Consider the following 17,621-nt stretch of genomic DNA (forward strand, 5'->3'; position numbering starts at 1 on the left):
AGAATAGATGACGTCCCAACACACATCGGACATGTCTCACAGGCAGGACATGAACAAGAGGAACGCATGCTGACGCTTGGTAAAATCGACCACATCCGGATCTCGGTCTCGGATGTTCCCAAGGCACTTGCCTGGTATCAACGGGTTCTGGGACTCGCCCCGGATCCGCGCTATCGCAATTTGCAGGAGGCCCCGCACAGCGTGTGGATGATCGCCAATCCGAGCAGCACCGTACGCCTGGCGCTGTATCAGGATCGCGGCTCCAGCGGCGCATCCGGCTCTGTGGCGTTCGTGGTGAGCGGCCAGGAGTTCGTCGACTGGATCGACCGGCTGGCCGGCGAGCGGGTTGTCAGTCGGGATGGCCAGACCATTGCCCGCGACTCCGTCAAGGATCACGGCTTCTTCTGCGCCATTGCCTTTGTCGATCCGTTCGGCAACGGATTCGAGATCGTCAGTTACGATCACACCTGGCTTGCGGGAAAACTCAAACTCAAGATAGAACGGCGTCCCGCCAAACAGGTATGAAAAAAACCGCCAGGCAGATCCTGGCGGTTTTGTTTTGGGGGCTGAGATCACAGGATGATGCCGCCGCCCAGGCAGATATCCCCATCGTAAAGTACGGCTGATTGGCCGGGTGTTACTGCCCATTGCTTTTCGCGGAAGGACAGGGTTGCCCGACCGTCGACGACATCGTCAAGCGTGCAATCCGCATCCGGCATCCGGTAACGGTTTTTCGCGGTATAGGCGCCGGGCGCGGGAGCTTCGTCGAGCGTCCAGGACAGGTCCGACATGGTCAGCGACGGCTTGAGCAAGAGCGGGTGGTCATGCCCCTGCACCACGATCAGCCGGTTGCCCGGAATGTCTTTGCCCGCAACGAACCACGGTTCTCCCTGGCCGCCGATGCCCAGTCCCTTGCGCTGGCCGAGCGTGTAATACATCAGTCCCATGTGTTCTCCGACCACTCGCTCGTCGGGCGTGACCATCGGACCGGGACTCGTCGGCAGGTAGCGTTGCAGGAATTCTCGGAATGGGCGCTCTCCGATGAAACAGATCCCGGTGCTGTCCTTCTTGGCGGCGGTCGGCAGGCCGGCTTCGCCGGCCAGACGGCGCACTTCGCTCTTGCGGATGTCGCCCAGGGGGAAGAGGGCGCGGGAGAGCTGCGACTGGTTCAGGCGATAGAGGAAGTAACTCTGATCCTTGGTCTCGTCGACCGCTTTCATCAGGTAGTGACGTCCATCGCGCTCCGCTTTGCGCGCATAGTGGCCGGTAGCGATGCAATCGGCTCCCAGCGACATGGCGTAATCGAGAAACGCCTTGAACTTGATCTCGGCATTGCACAGCACATCCGGGTTCGGTGTCCTGCCCGCGGAATATTCCTTCAGGAAATAGGAAAACACCCGATCCTTGTATTCCCTGGCGAAGTTGACGACCTCCATGTCGATGCCGACGATGTCGGCCACACTCATGGCATCCAGCGCGTCCTCCTTGATGGAGCAGTACTCGCTGTCGTTGTCGTCTTCCCAGTTCTGCATGAACACGCCGATGACTTCGTGGCCCTGCTGCTTGAGAAGCCAGGCTGTCACCGAAGAATCCACGCCGCCGGACATACCGACGACGATCCGTTTCTTTCCCGTCACGGGGCCGTCCTTCTTCAAAATGCTTAATGGTAACAGAACCTTGTGTCGATGGATATTCCGCTATTGACAATCGTTATCATCCGCATCTATTATCAAATTGAGATTAACTTTCATTCTCACAGGACCGCCATGTACGTCTGTCTTTGCAATGCCGTTACCGATACCCAGATCCGCCATGCCGTTCTGGGTGGCGCCGCACGCATGCGCGATCTGTCGAACTGCCTGGGTGTCGCGGCCGACTGCGGAAAATGCGCATGCGCGGCCAACGCCATCCGTCGCGAAACGCTGCTCCAGATCGAGGAAGCCCAGTCCTTGCCCGATGCCGCCTGACATTTTCACGCGCGCTTCCCGCTTCCAAGTGCGGAATCCTCTGCCATAATGTGAGGATCCCCGCGACAGGAGGCTATGCCATGCAAGGCGATAAAAAAGTCATCAAATATCTCAATCAGGTTCTGAAAAACGAACTGACCGCCATCAATCAATACTTTCTGCACGCTCGCATGTACAAGAATTGGGGCCTGTCCCGCCTCAACGAGCATGAATACCATGAGTCCATCGATGAAATGAAGCACGCCGACGCGATCATCGAACGGATTCTGTTTCTCGAGGGACTCCCCAATCTGCAGGACCTGGGCAAACTCTACATCGGGGAAAACCCCGAGGAAATGATCGCCTGTGACCTGAAGCTGGAGCGGGAAGCCGTTCCGCTGTTGCGCGAGGCCATCCACTACTGTGAAACCGCCAAGGACTATGTGACGCGCGACCTTCTGGAGGACATCCTGGAGAGCGAAGAGGAACACATCGACTGGCTGGAAACGCAGCAAGGGCTGATCGCGAAAGTCGGCGTGCAGAACTACCTGCAAAGCCAGATGGATGCGGACTGACCGGTTGGCGGTATCGGTATTGCAATGAAAAAGGGCGGCCCGTGCCGCCCTTTCGTTTTTTGCCCGGGTCTCCCGGTCATTTCGCCTTGCTTTGCAGCGGCGCGGAGGCCGATGCCTTCGCGGCTTGCTCCATCTCCTCCGCTTCCGCCTCCCAGGGAAGCGCGACTTTCTTGTCGCGGATCTTCAGGGTGCCGTCGTGGAAATTGACCGCGGTGGATAGCTGGCCCTTGTCCTGGGCGAGATAGCCCTGTTCGATCCACTGGGCAAGCTGACTGTCCAGAAGATTGCGCGCCAGATTGTCGATTTCCTTGAGGTTGGGTTGCTCCTCGGCGCTTTCGTCTACGGTGAAGAGGTTGCGCGCTTGTGCCACCACCAAATTTTCTAGCGTTTGCCGCGGCAGGCTGAATTTGGCGTCCGCGTCGAAGCGACGGATGAACAGCAACGGATCCTTCAGGTCGTTCGCCTTGAAACCATTGAGCGCGAGAGAACCTTCGAGACTGGCGTCGCCGCTTGGCATGCGCAGGAAGAACTCGTTGATGAGCAGGCGCGGGTTATTCTCCAGCAGCGGGATGCCATAGGTCTTGATGGCATCGATATACTGCTTGCGAAGCTCGGCCGGCTCCACGCCTTCGAACGGGATGCGGCCCAACTCCTTGTCCAGCCGTGTCAGCGTCGGCCCGTGCAGGTGGTTGGCCGACACGTCAAGACGCATCGGACCGTAGCTTTGTCCGTTGACCGTGAACGTTTCGAAGCCAAGCTTGCCCCGGGAGTTGATGAACTCATCCTGCTCGCTGGTCACGATCTGGTAGGCAAAATTCTTCAATTCGACGTTGGACGGCTTGAACTCGCCGGACGGATTGATGAATTCCCCGACCCGCACCCTCGTGAGGACATAGAGCAGTTCATTGAGCTTGATGCTGTAAGGAACGCTGTCTTTCCAGTTGAGCTGGACGCCGCCCACCGACAGTTCGCTGGTGCCAAGGTGAACACCGCTGTTGCCGGGACGGACATCGGACAGGTAGCGCAGGTTGTCGAAGCGCACGCCACCACGATTCGCCGCTTCGAGCAGGAAGCCGGGTGACACGGCTTCCGTCTTGTATTCCTGATAACCGTGCTTGTAGTCGACCTTGAGGTCGAACCCCTTCCACTTCATCTTCACGCCGGCAAGCGTTTCCTCGTAGTCGAAGGACGGTATGCTGACCGACAATTCGCCGCCGCCGCCAAAGCCCAGCCGGTTGATGACCGTGATCGGTTCCTTGTCCCCGAAAAAGCGCTTGAGCGTTTTCCTTGTGCTGTCGCTCATGTCGAATTCGGTCTTCACCAAGGCGCGGGCGGGGTGGAAATCGAAACTTCCGAGCCCCGGGAGCGGTCCATGCTTGATGGTATGGGTGAATTTGATCGTAGAACCGAGCAACGGCCTGAGGTTGTCCGGCAGCATGCTTTCATACGGCCCGGACAGCTTGCGGTTGAACACCAGTTCTGTGGTTTCCCGCGAAGAGAACCAGCCGCGTTCGTAACTGTGCGACTTCACCTTGAACAGGGGCAGGGAGGCCAGCATGCGATGCTGTTCTTCGAGCGTCTCCTGGGCTTTCAGGCCGGACCAGTACGCGGTTCCGCCGTAGATGGCGAACAGGCCGCCAAGCGAGGAGAGGGCAACAATCAGTCGTCGTTTTTGCAACACGGGGTTATTTTCTGCGTGAACGAATAAAGGTAGGGCTTTATGTTACACCATCAAATGCCCAAACGTACCCCTTAGGGAGGGCGTTGATGTCACAAGTTGGAAAAATCACATACAATAGAGCAAATTCTCTAGAAAAAACCATGATGAGGTACTCGAAGTAATGGAATGGATCAATGGACTGGTCAGTCTGCCGTGGTGGGGCTACGTTCTCGTCACGCTGGGCCTGACCCATATCACGATCGCATCGGTCACGATTTTCCTGCACCGTCACCAGGCGCACCGCGCCCTGGACCTTCACCCCCTTCCCAGCCATTTCTTCCGTTTCTGGCTGTGGCTGACCACCGGCATGGTGACCAAGGAATGGGCCGCCATTCACCGCAAGCACCATGCCCGCTGCGAAACCGCGGAAGATCCGCACAGTCCTGTCGTGCTGGGCATCCGCAAGGTGCTGACCGAAGGCGCCGAGCTTTACCGCGCGGCGTGCAAGGATCACACCATCATGGAGAAGTTCGGCCACGGCACGCCCGACGACTGGCTGGAGCGCCATGTCTATTCGCGGCACAGCGGCAAGGGCATCGCCCTGATGCTGGCGATCAACCTCGTCCTGTTCGGGCCGATCGGCCTGACCATCTGGGCGATCCAGATGGTGTGGATTCCGTTCTGGGCCGCCGGCGTGATCAATGGCATCGGCCATTACTGGGGTTACCGCAATTTCGAGAACGAGGATGCGTCGACCAATATCGTTCCCTGGGGCATCCTGGTGGGAGGCGAAGAGCTGCACAACAACCATCACACCTTCGGCACTTCCGCGAAGTTTTCCTATAAGTGGTTCGAGTTCGATCTGGGGTGGACCTATATCCGCGTTCTCGAGACGCTGGGCCTCGCCAAGGTCCGCAAAGTGGCGCCGCGACTCCAGGAGAACGAAGGACAGCATCAGATCGGCGTCGCTCAGCTGCAAGCGGTTATCGCCAACCGCTATGCGGTGGCGGCCCGTTACGCCCGTGAACTCAAAAGCGTCTACGCGTCCGAGCTGGAGAAGTTGCGTCATTCGGCCGCGCTCCCGGAATTGGCGGGACTGAACCTGTCGCGCAAGATGAAGGTCTGGCTCAAGCAGGACGCCAAGGACACGCCGGCCTCGGAGCGTGATCAATTGGCGCGTCTGCTGGAAAACAGCCAGGTGCTCGAGACTATCTACTCGATGCGCCAGGAACTGACGCGTCTTTGGGAGCGTTCCACATTGACCCGCGACGAGCTGCTTCGCGAATTGCAGGACTGGTGCGTCCGTGCCGAAGCGAGCGGGATCCAGGCGCTGGAGCAGTTCGCCTTCGGCTTGCGCCGCGCCGCGATGGCATGACCTTCCCGATTCCGCTGCCAAAAACCGGCCTTGTGGCCGGTTTTTTCTTGGCTTGGGCGGCGCAGGGCCTGGACGCCGGACAACCTTGCTCGGTCTTATATTCCAAAAAGTAATATAAACTTTATTATAATCAATTTTATATTATTTGTTGAGTGTGGCTAAATGATGCTTTACCAAGTCCTTTGGCTACTCCGATGGCAAACGAGAACATCCTTTCCCTGATCGGCAACACCCCGCTGGTCAAGGTCAACGGTCTGGATACCGGCCCCTGCGAACTCTATCTCAAACTGGAAAGCCACAATCCGGGCGGTTCCATCAAGGACCGGGTGGCCCTGTCGATGATTTCCGCCGCGGAAGCGGACGGACGTCTGAAACCGGGGGGCACCATTGTCGAAGCCACCGCCGGCAATACCGGTCTCGGTCTGGCTCTGGTCGCCGCCCGCAAAGGGTACCGGCTGATTCTCGTCGTCCCGGACAAGATGAGCCGGGAAAAAATCCTGCATCTTGGCGGGCTGGGCGCCGAAGTGGTGCTGACGCGATCCGATGTGGCCAAGGGGCACCCCGACTACTATCAGGATCTGGCGGCGCGTATCGCGAGCGAAACCCCGGGTGCCTTCTACATCGACCAGTTCAACAATCCGGCCAATCCTCTCGCCCATGAAACCACCACCGGGCCCGAGCTGTGGCAGCAAATGAACCGCGAAGTCGACGCGGTGGTGGTCGGTGTGGGCTCAAGCGGCACGCTGACCGGGCTGACCCGTTTCTTCTCGCGGGTATCGCCCCGTACCGAGTTCGTGCTGGCCGATCCGGCCGGCTCGATTCTCGCCGACTATGTGAAGGACGGCACGCTGGGCGAAGCGGGCAGCTGGCTCGTCGAAGGGATCGGCGAGGACTTTGTTCCTCCGCAGACCGATCTGTCGAAGGTCAGAACAGCGTATTCCATTTCTGATCAGGAAAGCTTCGATACCGCACGCGAATTGCTGAGTACCGAGGGGATTCTGGCCGGTTCCTCGTCCGGCGCCCTGATCGCCGCGGCGCTGCGGTATTGCCGGGCTCAGACCGAACCCAAGCGGGTAGTGACATTCGTGTGCGACAGTGGAAACAAGTACCTGTCAAAGATGTACAACAACGACTGGATGATCGATCAGGGACTGATCCGCCTGCCCGAAGTTGGAGATTTGTCCGATCTGATCGTGCGTCGTCACGACCGCGAACAATCGATTGTCTGTCAGCCTGATGAGGCCCTGTCGTCGGTCTATCAGCGCATGAGGCTGCATGATGTCTCCCAACTGCCGGTGCTGGAAGAGGGCCGCGTGGTGGGCATTCTCGATGAATGGGATCTGCTGCTGTCGGTGCATGGCGAACCGGAAAACTTCCTGCAGACTGTGCGCAGCGCGATGACCAGCCAGGTGGTGGCGCTGCCGCCTTCCGCCACGCTGGAGGACCTGCTGCAAGTGTTCAACGAAGGGTATGTCGCCCTGATCATCGATAACGAACGTTACCTTGGCCTGATCACCCAGGCCGATTTGCTGGCGTTCTGGCGCCGCAAGCGCTGACTTTGAGGAATCGCACCATGACCGATTTTTCCACCCTGTCGGTGACCGCCGGCAGCCATCAGGACGCGTTCGGCGCGGTGATCCCGCCGATTTACGCCACATCGACCTACCGGCAGCATGCACCGGGAGAGCATACCGGCTACGAGTATTCCCGTTCCCAGAACCCCACCCGGGAAGCGCTGGAGCGGGCCGTCGCGGAACTTGAGGACGGAGGACGGGGCTATGCCTTCCCGTCGGGCTTGGCGGCGATCGCGACTGTGCTGGAACTGCTGCCGGCCGGCAGCCACCTGATCGCCGTCAACGACCTGTACGGCGGCACCTTCCGGCAGTTTGAAAAAGTGCGCAGCGTCAGCGCCGGTTTGACCGTGACCTATGTGGCCGCCGACGATCCGGCCGCCCTGGAAGCGGCCATCCGGCCGGAAACCCGCATGGTGTGGGTCGAAACGCCGTCCAACCCGCTCAACCAGCTGGTCGACCTGGCCGAAGTCGCCGGTATTGCAAGGCGGCACGGGTTGATCAGTGTCGCCGACAATACCTTCGCGTCACCGGTTATCCATCAGCCACTGGTTTTTGGATTCGACATCGTGCTGCATTCCGCAACCAAATACCTCAATGGCCACTCCGATGTCGTGGCCGGGGTGGTCGCGGTCGGCCGCGACCGTGAAGATCTGGCGGAGCAGTTGGCCTTTTTGCACAACGCGGTCGGCTCGGTGCTCGATCCTTTCCCGAGTTTCCTGGTATGGCGCGGTCTGCGAACATTGGCCTTGCGCGTCGAGCGTCACAACCAGAACGCCCTGGCCGTCGCCCGATGGCTGGAAGGGCAGGACAAGGTCGAACGGGTGCTGTATCCCGGCCTGGAAAGCCATCCCCAACATGAATTGGCCCGGCGCCAAATGAACGGCTTTGGTGGCATCGTGTCGTTCGTATTGCGCGGGGATGCCGCGACGACGCGGCGGTTCACCGGCGCGCTGTCGCTCTTTGCCCTGGCGGAAAGTCTGGGAGGCGTGGAAAGTCTGGTGTGCGTTCCATCTGCCATGACCCATGCGTCGATCCCCGAAGCGCGCCGGCTGGCGCTCGGGATTACCGATACGCTGGTGCGCCTGTCGGTGGGCATCGAAAGCGAAGCGGCGCTGATCGAGGATATTCGCCGCGCGCTGGAGGCATGCTGACCGGCGGTTTTGCGGTTAGAATCCGGGTGTTCGAGGGTCTTTTTCCGCAAAGAAGACCGAATCCACCGCATGAGGAACTGGTATGAGCATCTATCGTCATTTGCCCGGCAAGCGTTTGTCGGAGGCCGTGGTCGCCAACGGTATCATCTGGCTGGCAGGCCAGGTACCGGAAAATACGGAAGCCGACGCGAAGGCGCAAACCGCCGATGTGCTGGCGCAAATCGACAAAGTGCTGCATGACCTTGGCGTGAATAAATGCCATATCGTCGATGCGACGATTTTCCTGGCCGATCTGGCCGACTACGACGCCATGAACGAAGCTTGGGATGCCTGGGTGCCGGAAGGCCATTCGCCGGCGCGCGCGACGGTTGAGGCCAAACTGGCGAATCCGGCCTGGAAGGTCGAGATCAAGATCGTCGCTGTCCGCTGATCTCCCGTTTTGCGTCAGTGCCAAAAAGACCGGCTTCGTGGCCGGTCTTTTGTTTTATGTCTTTGCGCATGGCCTTCCTTTCTCTCCGGTCCGGCTCCCGGTGTCACCACTTTGCGCGCATTGCCTTCCATCTGTTTCATCTCCCTGGAATTTTTTTGATGCGTTCTGCAATGCAGGTCGGGTCTGGCGTGTGTTGCCATTAGCATGCATTGCTGTGATGTCAGCATTAAAAACAACTCTGCCATTTAGCATATTATTAATTTTGAATATGCTTGATTGTGGTCAATAACATGTCATTCAGTGAGTGACGAAGTTTCATGGCGATAGATAGAATTTTGGCGAGATAAATTTTCTTTCATGCTGATATGGAACTTCGCATCGACGCGGAAAAACTTGCCGACTTCGTCTCCGCCCTTCTGGGGCCGGACAGCGAAATCGCCGTGCACGATCTCTCCGAACCCGCCACTTCCCTCAAGGTCATCCGCAACAGTCATCTGTCCGGCCGCAGCATCGGCGCGCCGGCGACCGATCTGGCGCTACGCATGGCGCAGGAGTGCTCGGGCAAGAACGGCGCGGACTACTGGCTCAACTACCGCAGCAAGACGCGCAACGGCACCTTGCTGCGGTCTTCGACCATGGTGATCAAGGATGCGGACGGAAAGGCGGTGGCGATGTTCTGCGTGAACAGCGACGACAGCCGGTATCAGCGCGCCGTGGACGCGCTGCAGGCGCTGCTGCCCGCGGACCTGTCCAACGAGCAGCATCAGGAAAACCTCTCCGCGTCGGTCGACGATGTCGGGGTGGAAATCATGCAAAGCGTGCTGGGCAACTACGCGGTTGATCCGGTGCGCATGTCCAGCGAAGAAAAAGCCCATGTGGTGGCGGAACTGGATAACCGGGGGCTGTTTTCGATCCGGGGGTTTGTCGGCAAGGCGTCGGCGGCTCTGGATATTTCGGAACCGACCCTGTACCGCTATCTCAAGCACTGCCGGGACTGAACCGTACTACCGAATACCCACCTACCTTGACCAAGACCCGGGAAACCCGCGCGGTGGGAGCCGCGCGGCCGGGGAAGAGGCGTCCGGTTGGCGCCGGACGCGATAACAACGCATCGACTCTCGAGAGGAGCGAGTTGTATGTACACTAATGTAGAATCCGGATACCGGGACGTCAAGCCGGGGCAAGGAGCGGCAGGCCGCGCGGGCATGACAGAGGAGGAATGGAAGGAGGCCACGCGCTTCGACAGCACCGACCGGGGATGGGTCATCATCAGCATCGGCATGGCGATCGGCGCGGGGATCGTGTTCCTGCCCGTCCAGGTCGGACTGATGGGGCTGTGGGTGTTCCTCTTGTCGTCGGTGATCGGTTACCCGGCGATGTACCTTTTCCAGCGTCTGTTCATCAACACGCTGGCCGAATCGCCGGAGTGCAAGGACTACCCTAGTGTGATCAGTGGCTATCTGGGCAAGAACTGGGGCATGCTGCTGGGCGCGTTGTACTTCATCATGCTGGTGATCTGGGTCTTCGTTTACTCCACAGCGATCACCAATGACAGTGCGTCGTTCCTGCACAGCTTTGGCTTGACCAAAACCGTGTTGTCGACCAATCCGTTCTACGGTCTGGCTCTGATCTGTACCCTGGTGGCGCTGGCTTCGCGCGGCGAAAAGGTGCTGTTCCGCATTTCCACCGGCATGGTGCTGACCAAGCTTGGCGTGGTGGCCGTGCTTGGCGTGGCGATGGTCAGCGAGTGGAACCTGTCCAATATCGGCATGCTGCCGCCGCTTGGCAAGCTGATCAAGGATGCGGTCGTGATGCTGCCTTTCACCTTGACATCGATCCTGTTCATCCAGAGTCTCAGCCCGATGGTGATCTCCTACCGCGCACGGGAAAAATCCATCGAAGTCGCCCGTTACAAGGCCATGCGCGCGATGAACGTCGCGTTCGTCATCCTGTTCGTGACCGTGTTCTTCTACGCCGTGTCGTTCACGCTGGCCATGGGCCATGAGCAGGCGGTCAAGGCTTCGCACGAAAACATTTCGGCGCTGGCCATGGTGGCCAGCAGCATGCCGGGCCACACCGTCAAACTGTTCAGCCTGATTCTCAATATCTTCGCTGTAATGACGGCGTATTTCGGTGTCTATCTCGGCTTCCGCGAAGCCTGCCAGGGTCTTGCCATGAACCTGCTGCGCCGTGTGATGCCCGAAGAGCGCATCAACGCTGACTGGGTCGGCAAGGGCATCATGGTGTTCACCGTACTCTTGTCCTGGAGCGCGATCGTGCTCAATGCCCCGGTACTGAGCTTCACGTCGATCTGCAGCCCGGTGTTCGGTCTGGTCGGCTGCCTGATCCCGGCTTATCTGGTCTATCGTGTGCCGTTCCTCGACAAATACAAGGGCGTGGCTCTGAAAGTCATCATCGCCACCGGCATCCTGCTGTGTATCTCCCCCTTCCTGGCATTCGCCTGACAGGCAGGGATGGAAGGGGGCTCGGGCCCCCTTCGGTAACGATTGAAAGAAAGAGAGTAGATCCATGACGACATCGACTCGCAATAACGGGCTGTGGCCCGAATTCGTCAAGGCCCTGAAGCAGGAGGTGGTTCCGGCGCTGGGCTGCACCGAGCCCGTGTCACTGGCGCTGGCCGCGGCCATGGCGACCCGTGAACTGGGGTGCGTCCCGGAGCGCATCGACGCCCGCGTCTCGGCCAATCTGATGAAGAACGGCATGGGGGTCACCGTGCCCGGAACCGGAACCGTGGGCCTCGCGATCGCGGCTGCGGTCGGTGCGCTGGGCGGTAACCCGGATGGCCGTCTGGAAGTACTCAAGGGACTGACCGACGCGCAGGTCGAGGCCGGCAAGCGCATGATCGATGACCAGAAGGTGGTGCTCTCCGTTGCCGATGTGCCCAACATCCTGTATGCCGAGGCGACCGTGACCGCCGGCGGAAGAAGCGCCAGAGTCTGTATTGCCGATGCGCACACCAATGTGGTGCTGATCGAGCGCGATGGCCAGGTCGTCTATCGGGCGGAAACGAAACAGGGCGCCCAGGCTGAGAACTATTGCCTGGATGGCGCCTGTGCTCAGGACGTGTATGTCTTTGCGTTGACCGCTCCGTTATCGATGCTGGATTTCATGCAGGAAGCGGCCGAACTCAATACGGCCTTGTCGGAAGAGGGCATGAGCGGGCGTTACGGCCTGCACATCGGCGCGACGCTCCAGCGCCAAATCGAAGCGGGACTGTTGTCCGACGGGCTGCTGACCCGTATCCTGATGCGTACCACGGCGGCATCGGATGCGCGCATGGGCGGCGCCACGTTGCCGGCGATGAGTAATTCCGGCTCCGGTAACCAGGGGATCGCCGCGACCATGCCTGTGGTTGTGGTGGGCGGGCATGTCGGCGCGGATCGGGAGACCCTGATCCGGGCGCTGGTGCTTTCTCACCTGATGGCGGTGTATATTCATACCCGGCTGCCAAAATTGTCCGCGCTGTGCGCGGTGACAACCGCATCGATGGGCGCGGCGGCCGGCATGGCGATGCTGCTCGGGGGCGGTTATCCCGCCGTTGCCATGGCCATCTCCAGCATGATCGGCGATGTGGCCGGCATGATTTGCGACGGCGCTTCGAACAGCTGCGCGATGAAAGTGTCCACCTCGGCCGGTTCCGCCTACAAGGCGGTGCTGATGGCGCTGGATGGCACCCGGGTCACCGGTAATGAAGGTATCGTTGCGCATGATGTGGACGCGTCGATCGAGAATCTGGGCCGCCTGGCGAGCCAGGGCATGATCGAAACCGACACACAAATCCTCCAAATCATGCTGCACAAGGCAAGAGCCGCGTAAAATGGCGTGGGGCGCCGGCCGCTAGGTGCGGCGCGGGTTTTCAATAACAAAAAGGAAGCACACATATGAAAGACATCCTCTTCACCAAAGACGCTCCGGCTGCGATCGGACCGTACTCCCAGGGCACCGCATTCGGCAATCTGGTGTTCACTTCCGGCCAGATCCCGCTCGATCCGGTCAGCGGAGAGGTGGTGGGCAGCGGTATCGAGGACCAGTCCCGTCGTGCGCTGGACAATCTCAAAGCCGTGCTGATCGCGGGGGGCAGTTCCCCCGAGCAGGTATTGAAAACGACTTGCTATCTGGCGGATCTCGCCGATTTCGCCGCGTTCAACGCGGTGTACTCCGAGTATTTCGGCAGCGAGGCGCCGGCGCGTTCCTGCTTCGCGGTCAAGGCTCTGCCCAGGGGCGTGCTGGTTGAAGTGGAAGCCATCGCCTGGCGCAAGTAAGACGTTCCGGGACCGACACCTGTCCCGCCCTTTCCAAGAAAGACTCGCCCCGCAAGCCGTGTGCTGCGGGGTTTTTTTGTGTGAAGGGAGCGATCAGAATTCCCCGGTCCAGCGGATATCGTCCGGCAGTGTTTCATCCTTGACCCAGGCGGCAACGGCCCGCAGCACGGTATCCTCCAGGTCGGGCGACTGGGCATTGAGCGGGACGAGATCCATGCCGCGCGCCCAGGTCAGTTGCCGTTTGGCCAGTTGGCGCGTCGCGGCCACGCCCTGGTCGATGAAGGTCTGGCGGTCGATCTCTCCCTCCTGATAGGCCCAGGCCTGGCGATAGCCCACGCAGCGCATCGACGGAAGATCGGGCGTCAGTTGCGGATAGCGAGTCCTCAATCGGATCATTTCCTCGAGAAACCCCTGTTCGAGCATCAGACCGAAGCGTTCCGCAATGCGCCGGTGCAGCCATCGGCGGTCTTCCGGTACCAGAACAAGGGGCAGCGCGGTGAACGGCATGGCGCCTTCCCGGCCCTTTTCCAGCAATTCCGACATCGGCCGGCCACTGAGCAGGCAAACCTCCAGCGCGCGCTGGATGCGCTGCGCATCGCCCGGTTCGAGGCGAGCTGCCGTCGCGGGGTCGAGTCCGGCGAGACGGGCGTGCAGCGCGGGCCAGCCTTCGCGCGCCGCGTCCTCATCGAGCTGGCGGCGCAGTTCGGGGTCGGCCTTGGGCAGATCCGACAAGCCTTCCTGCAAGGCCTTGAAGTACAGCATGGTGCCGCCGACCAGTACCGGTATTTTGCCGCGCGCGCGAATCTCGCTGACCAGACGCGTCGTATCCTGATGGAACTGGGCGGCGGAATAGGCTTCGAGCGGGCTGATGATGTCGATCAGGTGGTGCGGGCAGACGCTTCGCTCCTCCCTGCTGGGCTTGGCCGTGCCGATATCCATGTCGCGGTAGACCAGGGCCGAGTCCACGCTGATGATCTCGATGGGAAAATGCCGGGCAAGACTCAGCGCGAGGCCGGTCTTGCCCGAAGCGGTGGGGCCCATCAGGGCGATGACGGGGCTGTGGTTCACGGGGCCGTCTCCAGAAAAATGACGGGTATCAACGGCCGCGCATGAAGAGCGCATCCAGATCCCTCATGGTCAGTTGCGTCCATGTCGGACGGCCATGGTTGCACTGCCCGGACCGCTCTGTGGCTTCCATGTCCCGCAACAGAGCATTCATTTCGGCCAGCGTCAGCTGGCGGTTGGCTCGCACGGCGCCGTGGCAGGCCATGGTGGCCAGCAATGCGTTGCGTCGCTCCGTCATGACCCGGCTCAGGCCGTATTCCCGGACGTCGGCGAGGACGGCTCGGGCCAGATCCACGGGGTTGCCATCCTTGAGCCATACCGGCACGCCGCGTACCGCGATCTGGGTGGGGGAGAGGGGCGCCAGTTCGATTCCGAGCGTCTTGAGGGCTTCGCCTTCCTCATGCACGGTCGCCACTTCCATGCGGTCTGCCGCGAACGAGACCGGCAGCAATAACGGCTGCATCGGAATGGTATCGCTCTCCAGCGCGGTTTTCAGGCGCTCGTAAACAATGCGTTCGTGCGCGGCGTGCATGTCCACGAGAATCAGTCCGTCGATGTTCTGAGCCAGGACATAGACGCCGTGCAGTTGCGCCAGGGCGAAACCGAGAGGCGGAATGGCGTTTTCCGTGTCCGTCATGGCAAGCGGCGGCGCGGTCAGCGGAGGGATGGCCTGGCGTTCTTCATTGCGAATCCCTGAGTAGAGCGTGTCGTAATGCGCCACCGCCTCGCGGGCCACGGAGAGCGGCATGGTCTGCTGCTCGAAGCGCCAGGGCGCGGAGGCGGGCCGCGCTGCCGGGGAGTGGGCAGGGCCTGGACCCGCCGTTGCCGGCAGGGAAACCGGGGCGAGTTCCGCCGCGTCGGCGGCCGGGGCGGACGAACCCGCCATGGTGGCCGCCAGGGTCTTGTTGACGCTGTGGAACAGGAACTGGTGAATGGCCTGCGATTCCCGGAAGCGTACTTCGATCTTGGTTGGATGAACGTTCACGTCCACGCCACCCGGATCCAGGGTCAGGAACAGGGCGTACGCCGGGTGCCGGTCGTGGTGCAGGACATCGCGGTAGGCTTGGCGCAACGCATGCTGGGCGGTCTTGTCGCGAACAAAGCGGCCATTGACATAAAAATACTGCGCATCGCGGCTGGCTTTCGAATAGGTCGGACTGGCCACGAAGCCGCGCAGGCTCAACCCTCCCGCCTCTGTGCCAAGCGGCAGGGCCGCGTTGACGAATTCCTTGCCGAGCAAGGCCGCCACCCGGTCTTCGAGTGACTGGGCCGGGAGTCGCCATACCGCCTTGCCGTTGTTGCGCAACAGGAATTCCACCTCGGGGTACGCCAGCGCGATGCGCTCGAAGGTCGCGGCACAGTGCGCGTACTCGGTGTTTTCCGATTTGAGGAATTTGCGGCGAGCGGGGGTATTGAAATACAGATCGACCACTTCCACCGTGGTGCCGGGGGCATGGGCGGCCGGCTCGACCGGATGCAGCGCGCCGTCGATGGCGACGATCTGGTGGGCATGCGCATCCTCCGCGGTGCGGCTGATCAGCGTCAAGCGCGAAACGGATGCGATACTCGCCAGTCCCTCGCCACGAAAGCCCAGCGTGCCAACTTCTTCCAGCTCGGACAGCGAACCGATTTTGCTCGTGGCATGCCGGTCCAGCGCCAGGGCCAGATCCTCGGCGGCGATACCGCCGCCGTTATCGGTGACCCGGATCAGCTTGATGCCGCCTTGCGCAAGATCGACGGTCACGCTCGTGGCGCCGGCATCGAGGCTGTTCTCCAGCATTTCCTTGAGCGCGGACGCCGGGCGTTCGACCACCTCGCCGGCGGCGATCTGGTTGACCAGGTGGTCGGGCAGTTTGCGGATGCGGCGAGTCACGTTGCGGCTTGCCTTTTGGTGTAGCGCGCTTTCAGCCAGGCGATTATGCCAGGCAGGAAGGACAGGAAAATGATGGCGAAGACCAGAAGTTCCAGGTTCTGACGGACGATCGGCAAGTTGCCGAATTTGTAACCCGCGTAGCAGAAGAGTCCGACCCACAGCACACTGCCGGTGACGCTGAAGGCGAGAAAGCGCGGATAGCCCATTTGCCCGACACCGGCCACGAAGGGTGCGAAGGTGCGCACGATCGGAGCGAAGCGGGCGAGGATCACGGTTTTGCCGCCATGGCGCTCATAGAAGGCATGAGTGCGTTCAATATAGCTTCTGCGGAAAATCTTCGAATCCGGATTCGTGAACAGTCGCATGCCGATGGTGCGGCCGATCAGATAGTTGGTGCTGTCCCCGAGAATCGCGGCGCCGATGAGCAGCATCACGACAAGATGGATGTCCATCGCGCCGGTCGCGGCGAGGGTGCCGGCCATGAACAGCAGGGAGTCGCCCGGCAGGAACGGGGTGACCACGAGGCCGGTCTCGCAGAAAATGATCAGGAACAGGATCAGGTAAATCCAGGGGCCGTAGGCGGCGACAAGCTGCGGCAGCACGGTGCCGATATGCAGCACCAGATCGAAAAGCTGGGTCAGGGTTTCCATGGTTGGACGATTTTACCTCATGCGAAGTCTGCTCGGTGTCGATAAAAAACCCCCTGCTGGCGCGAGGGGGCTGATGCGGGAAATCCGTTCGGATCAGACCACGGCTTCTTCCTTTTGTTTCGGCGGTTTGACGAGGTTTTCCCGGGAAACGCCGAGCCACATCACGACAGGGCTGGCGACCAGCACCGACGAGTAAATGCCGAACACGATGCCGATGGTCAGCGCCGTGGCGAAGCCATGCAGGGCGGGGCCGCCGAACAACAGCATCGACAGCACCATGGTTTCCGTGCAGCCGTGGGTGATCAGGGTACGGCTCATCGTCGAGGTGATGGCGTTGTCGATGACCTCGGCGACGGTACGGTTGCGCATGGCCGCCTTGCGGAAGTTTTCGCGAACCCGGTCGAAGACCACGACCGACTCGTTCACCGAGTAGCCGAGCACCGCGAGGATACCGGCCAGAACGGTCAGCGAGAACTCCCACTGGAACAGGGCGAAGCAGCCCAGAATGATCACCACGTCGTGCATGTTGGCGACAATGGCCGACACGGCGAAACGCCACTCGAAACGCACCGCGAGGTAGGCCATGATGCCCAGACATACGATGATCACGGCGATCAGGCCATGCTGCACAAGTTCGTCGCCGACCTGCGGACCGACGAAATCGACCTTGCGCAGCTCAACATCGGCGTGATCCGCCTTGAGCGCTTTTACCACCTCGGTGGAAATTTGCGACGAGGATTTGTCCTTGCGGCTGGGCAGGCGGATCATCACGTCGCGTGCCGTGCCGAGACTCTGCACGGTGGCATCGCCCAGTTTCAGGCTTTCCACTTTCGCGCGAACCTGGCCGATACTCACCGCCTCCTTGTACTGGACTTCCATCACCGTTCCTCCGGTGAACTCCACGCTGAAGTTCAGGCCGCGGGTGACCAGAAAGAAGACGGCAAGCACGAAGGTCAGCAGGGAGATCGACGTGGTGAGCCTGCCGTAGCTCATGAACGGAATGTCTTTTTTGAACCGGAAGAGTTCCATCGCTCACTCC

The 17,621-nt window shown here is 60.6% G+C and carries 17 protein-coding genes; 11 read left to right on the plus strand and 6 right to left on the minus strand.

The features are described 5' to 3' along the window. Positions 1–66: 66 nt before the first annotated feature. A complete protein-coding gene (locus JNO50_RS05660; RefSeq protein WP_189532454.1) occupies positions 67–525 on the plus strand; it encodes a VOC family protein in 459 nt (152 codons plus the stop codon). A 47-nt stretch (positions 526–572) separates the two neighbouring features. On the opposite strand, the gene mnmA is transcribed toward JNO50_RS05660, so the two are convergent. Next, positions 573–1,607 (minus strand): tRNA 2-thiouridine(34) synthase MnmA, encoded by a 1,035-nt coding sequence (gene mnmA / locus JNO50_RS05665; protein WP_229804564.1) that lies wholly within the window; start codon positions 1,605–1,607, stop codon positions 573–575. A 159-nt stretch (positions 1,608–1,766) separates the two neighbouring features. Between mnmA and JNO50_RS05670 the strand changes: the two genes are divergently transcribed. Next, entirely contained in the window at positions 1,767–1,967 is a 201-nt protein-coding gene (locus JNO50_RS05670) for a (2Fe-2S)-binding protein (RefSeq protein WP_189532465.1), read from the plus strand. Between the two features lie 80 nt (positions 1,968–2,047). After that, a complete protein-coding gene (gene bfr / locus JNO50_RS05675) occupies positions 2,048–2,521 on the plus strand; it encodes a bacterioferritin (protein WP_189532467.1) in 474 nt (157 codons plus the stop codon). Positions 2,522–2,597: 76 nt separating this feature from the next. Here the strand turns inward: bfr and JNO50_RS05680 are convergent, their stop codons facing one another. Continuing rightward, the gene (locus JNO50_RS05680; RefSeq protein ID WP_189532469.1) at positions 2,598–4,202 is read right to left on the minus strand and encodes a YdgA family protein; all 1,605 of its coding nucleotides are present in this window, start codon (positions 4,200–4,202) and stop codon (positions 2,598–2,600) included. Between the two features lie 160 nt (positions 4,203–4,362). Between JNO50_RS05680 and JNO50_RS05685 the strand changes: the two genes are divergently transcribed. The 8 genes from JNO50_RS05685 (at position 4,363) to JNO50_RS05720 (ending at position 12,994) form a co-directional block, all read left to right on the plus strand. Beyond that, a complete protein-coding gene (locus tag JNO50_RS05685; RefSeq protein ID WP_189532470.1) occupies positions 4,363–5,556 on the plus strand; it encodes a DesA family fatty acid desaturase in 1,194 nt (397 codons plus the stop codon). Between the two features lie 194 nt (positions 5,557–5,750). Next, a complete protein-coding gene (locus JNO50_RS05690) occupies positions 5,751–7,112 on the plus strand; it encodes a pyridoxal-phosphate dependent enzyme (protein WP_189532472.1) in 1,362 nt (453 codons plus the stop codon). A 17-nt stretch (positions 7,113–7,129) separates the two neighbouring features. Continuing rightward, positions 7,130–8,281: a trans-sulfuration enzyme family protein gene (locus JNO50_RS05695; protein ID WP_189532474.1), complete on the plus strand. Its 1,152-nt coding sequence runs from the start codon at positions 7,130–7,132 to the stop codon at positions 8,279–8,281. An 82-nt stretch (positions 8,282–8,363) separates the two neighbouring features. After that, entirely contained in the window at positions 8,364–8,711 is a 348-nt protein-coding gene (locus JNO50_RS05700) for a RidA family protein (RefSeq protein ID WP_189532476.1), read from the plus strand. A gap of 365 nt (positions 8,712–9,076) precedes the next feature. Then, complete coding sequence (locus JNO50_RS05705; RefSeq protein WP_189532478.1) at positions 9,077–9,709, plus strand: helix-turn-helix transcriptional regulator; 633 nt, start codon at positions 9,077–9,079, stop codon at positions 9,707–9,709. A gap of 138 nt (positions 9,710–9,847) precedes the next feature. Continuing rightward, positions 9,848–11,176, plus strand: a complete 1,329-nt coding sequence (locus tag JNO50_RS05710) for an SLC5/6 family protein (RefSeq protein WP_189532480.1) — start codon at positions 9,848–9,850, stop codon at positions 11,174–11,176. A 64-nt stretch (positions 11,177–11,240) separates the two neighbouring features. Further along, entirely contained in the window at positions 11,241–12,548 is a 1,308-nt protein-coding gene (locus JNO50_RS05715; protein ID WP_189532482.1) for an L-cysteine desulfidase family protein, read from the plus strand. Positions 12,549–12,613: 65 nt separating this feature from the next. After that, complete coding sequence (locus JNO50_RS05720) at positions 12,614–12,994, plus strand: RidA family protein (protein WP_189532484.1); 381 nt, start codon at positions 12,614–12,616, stop codon at positions 12,992–12,994. A gap of 93 nt (positions 12,995–13,087) precedes the next feature. Here the strand turns inward: JNO50_RS05720 and miaA are convergent, their stop codons facing one another. The 4 genes from miaA to secF all read right to left on the minus strand — a co-directional run bounded on the left by miaA (position 13,088) and on the right by secF (position 17,611). Further along, positions 13,088–14,062: a tRNA (adenosine(37)-N6)-dimethylallyltransferase MiaA gene (miaA, locus tag JNO50_RS05725; protein WP_229804560.1), complete on the minus strand. Its 975-nt coding sequence runs from the start codon at positions 14,060–14,062 to the stop codon at positions 13,088–13,090. Between the two features lie 28 nt (positions 14,063–14,090). Beyond that, positions 14,091–15,932 (minus strand): DNA mismatch repair endonuclease MutL, encoded by a 1,842-nt coding sequence (mutL, locus tag JNO50_RS05730; protein ID WP_189532488.1) that lies wholly within the window; start codon positions 15,930–15,932, stop codon positions 14,091–14,093. Next, entirely contained in the window at positions 15,929–16,582 is a 654-nt protein-coding gene (locus JNO50_RS05735; RefSeq protein ID WP_189532490.1) for a DedA family protein, read from the minus strand. Before JNO50_RS05735 ends, mutL begins: the two co-directional genes overlap by 4 nt. Positions 16,583–16,675: 93 nt before the next feature. Then, positions 16,676–17,611, minus strand: coding sequence for a protein translocase subunit SecF (gene secF / locus JNO50_RS05740; RefSeq protein WP_189532493.1), 936 nt, complete (start codon positions 17,609–17,611; stop codon positions 16,676–16,678). Between the last annotated feature and the right edge of the window lie 10 nt (positions 17,612–17,621).

It is taken from the genome of Paludibacterium paludis (assembly GCF_018802605.1).
GTDB lineage: Bacteria > Pseudomonadota > Gammaproteobacteria > Burkholderiales > Chromobacteriaceae > Paludibacterium > Paludibacterium paludis.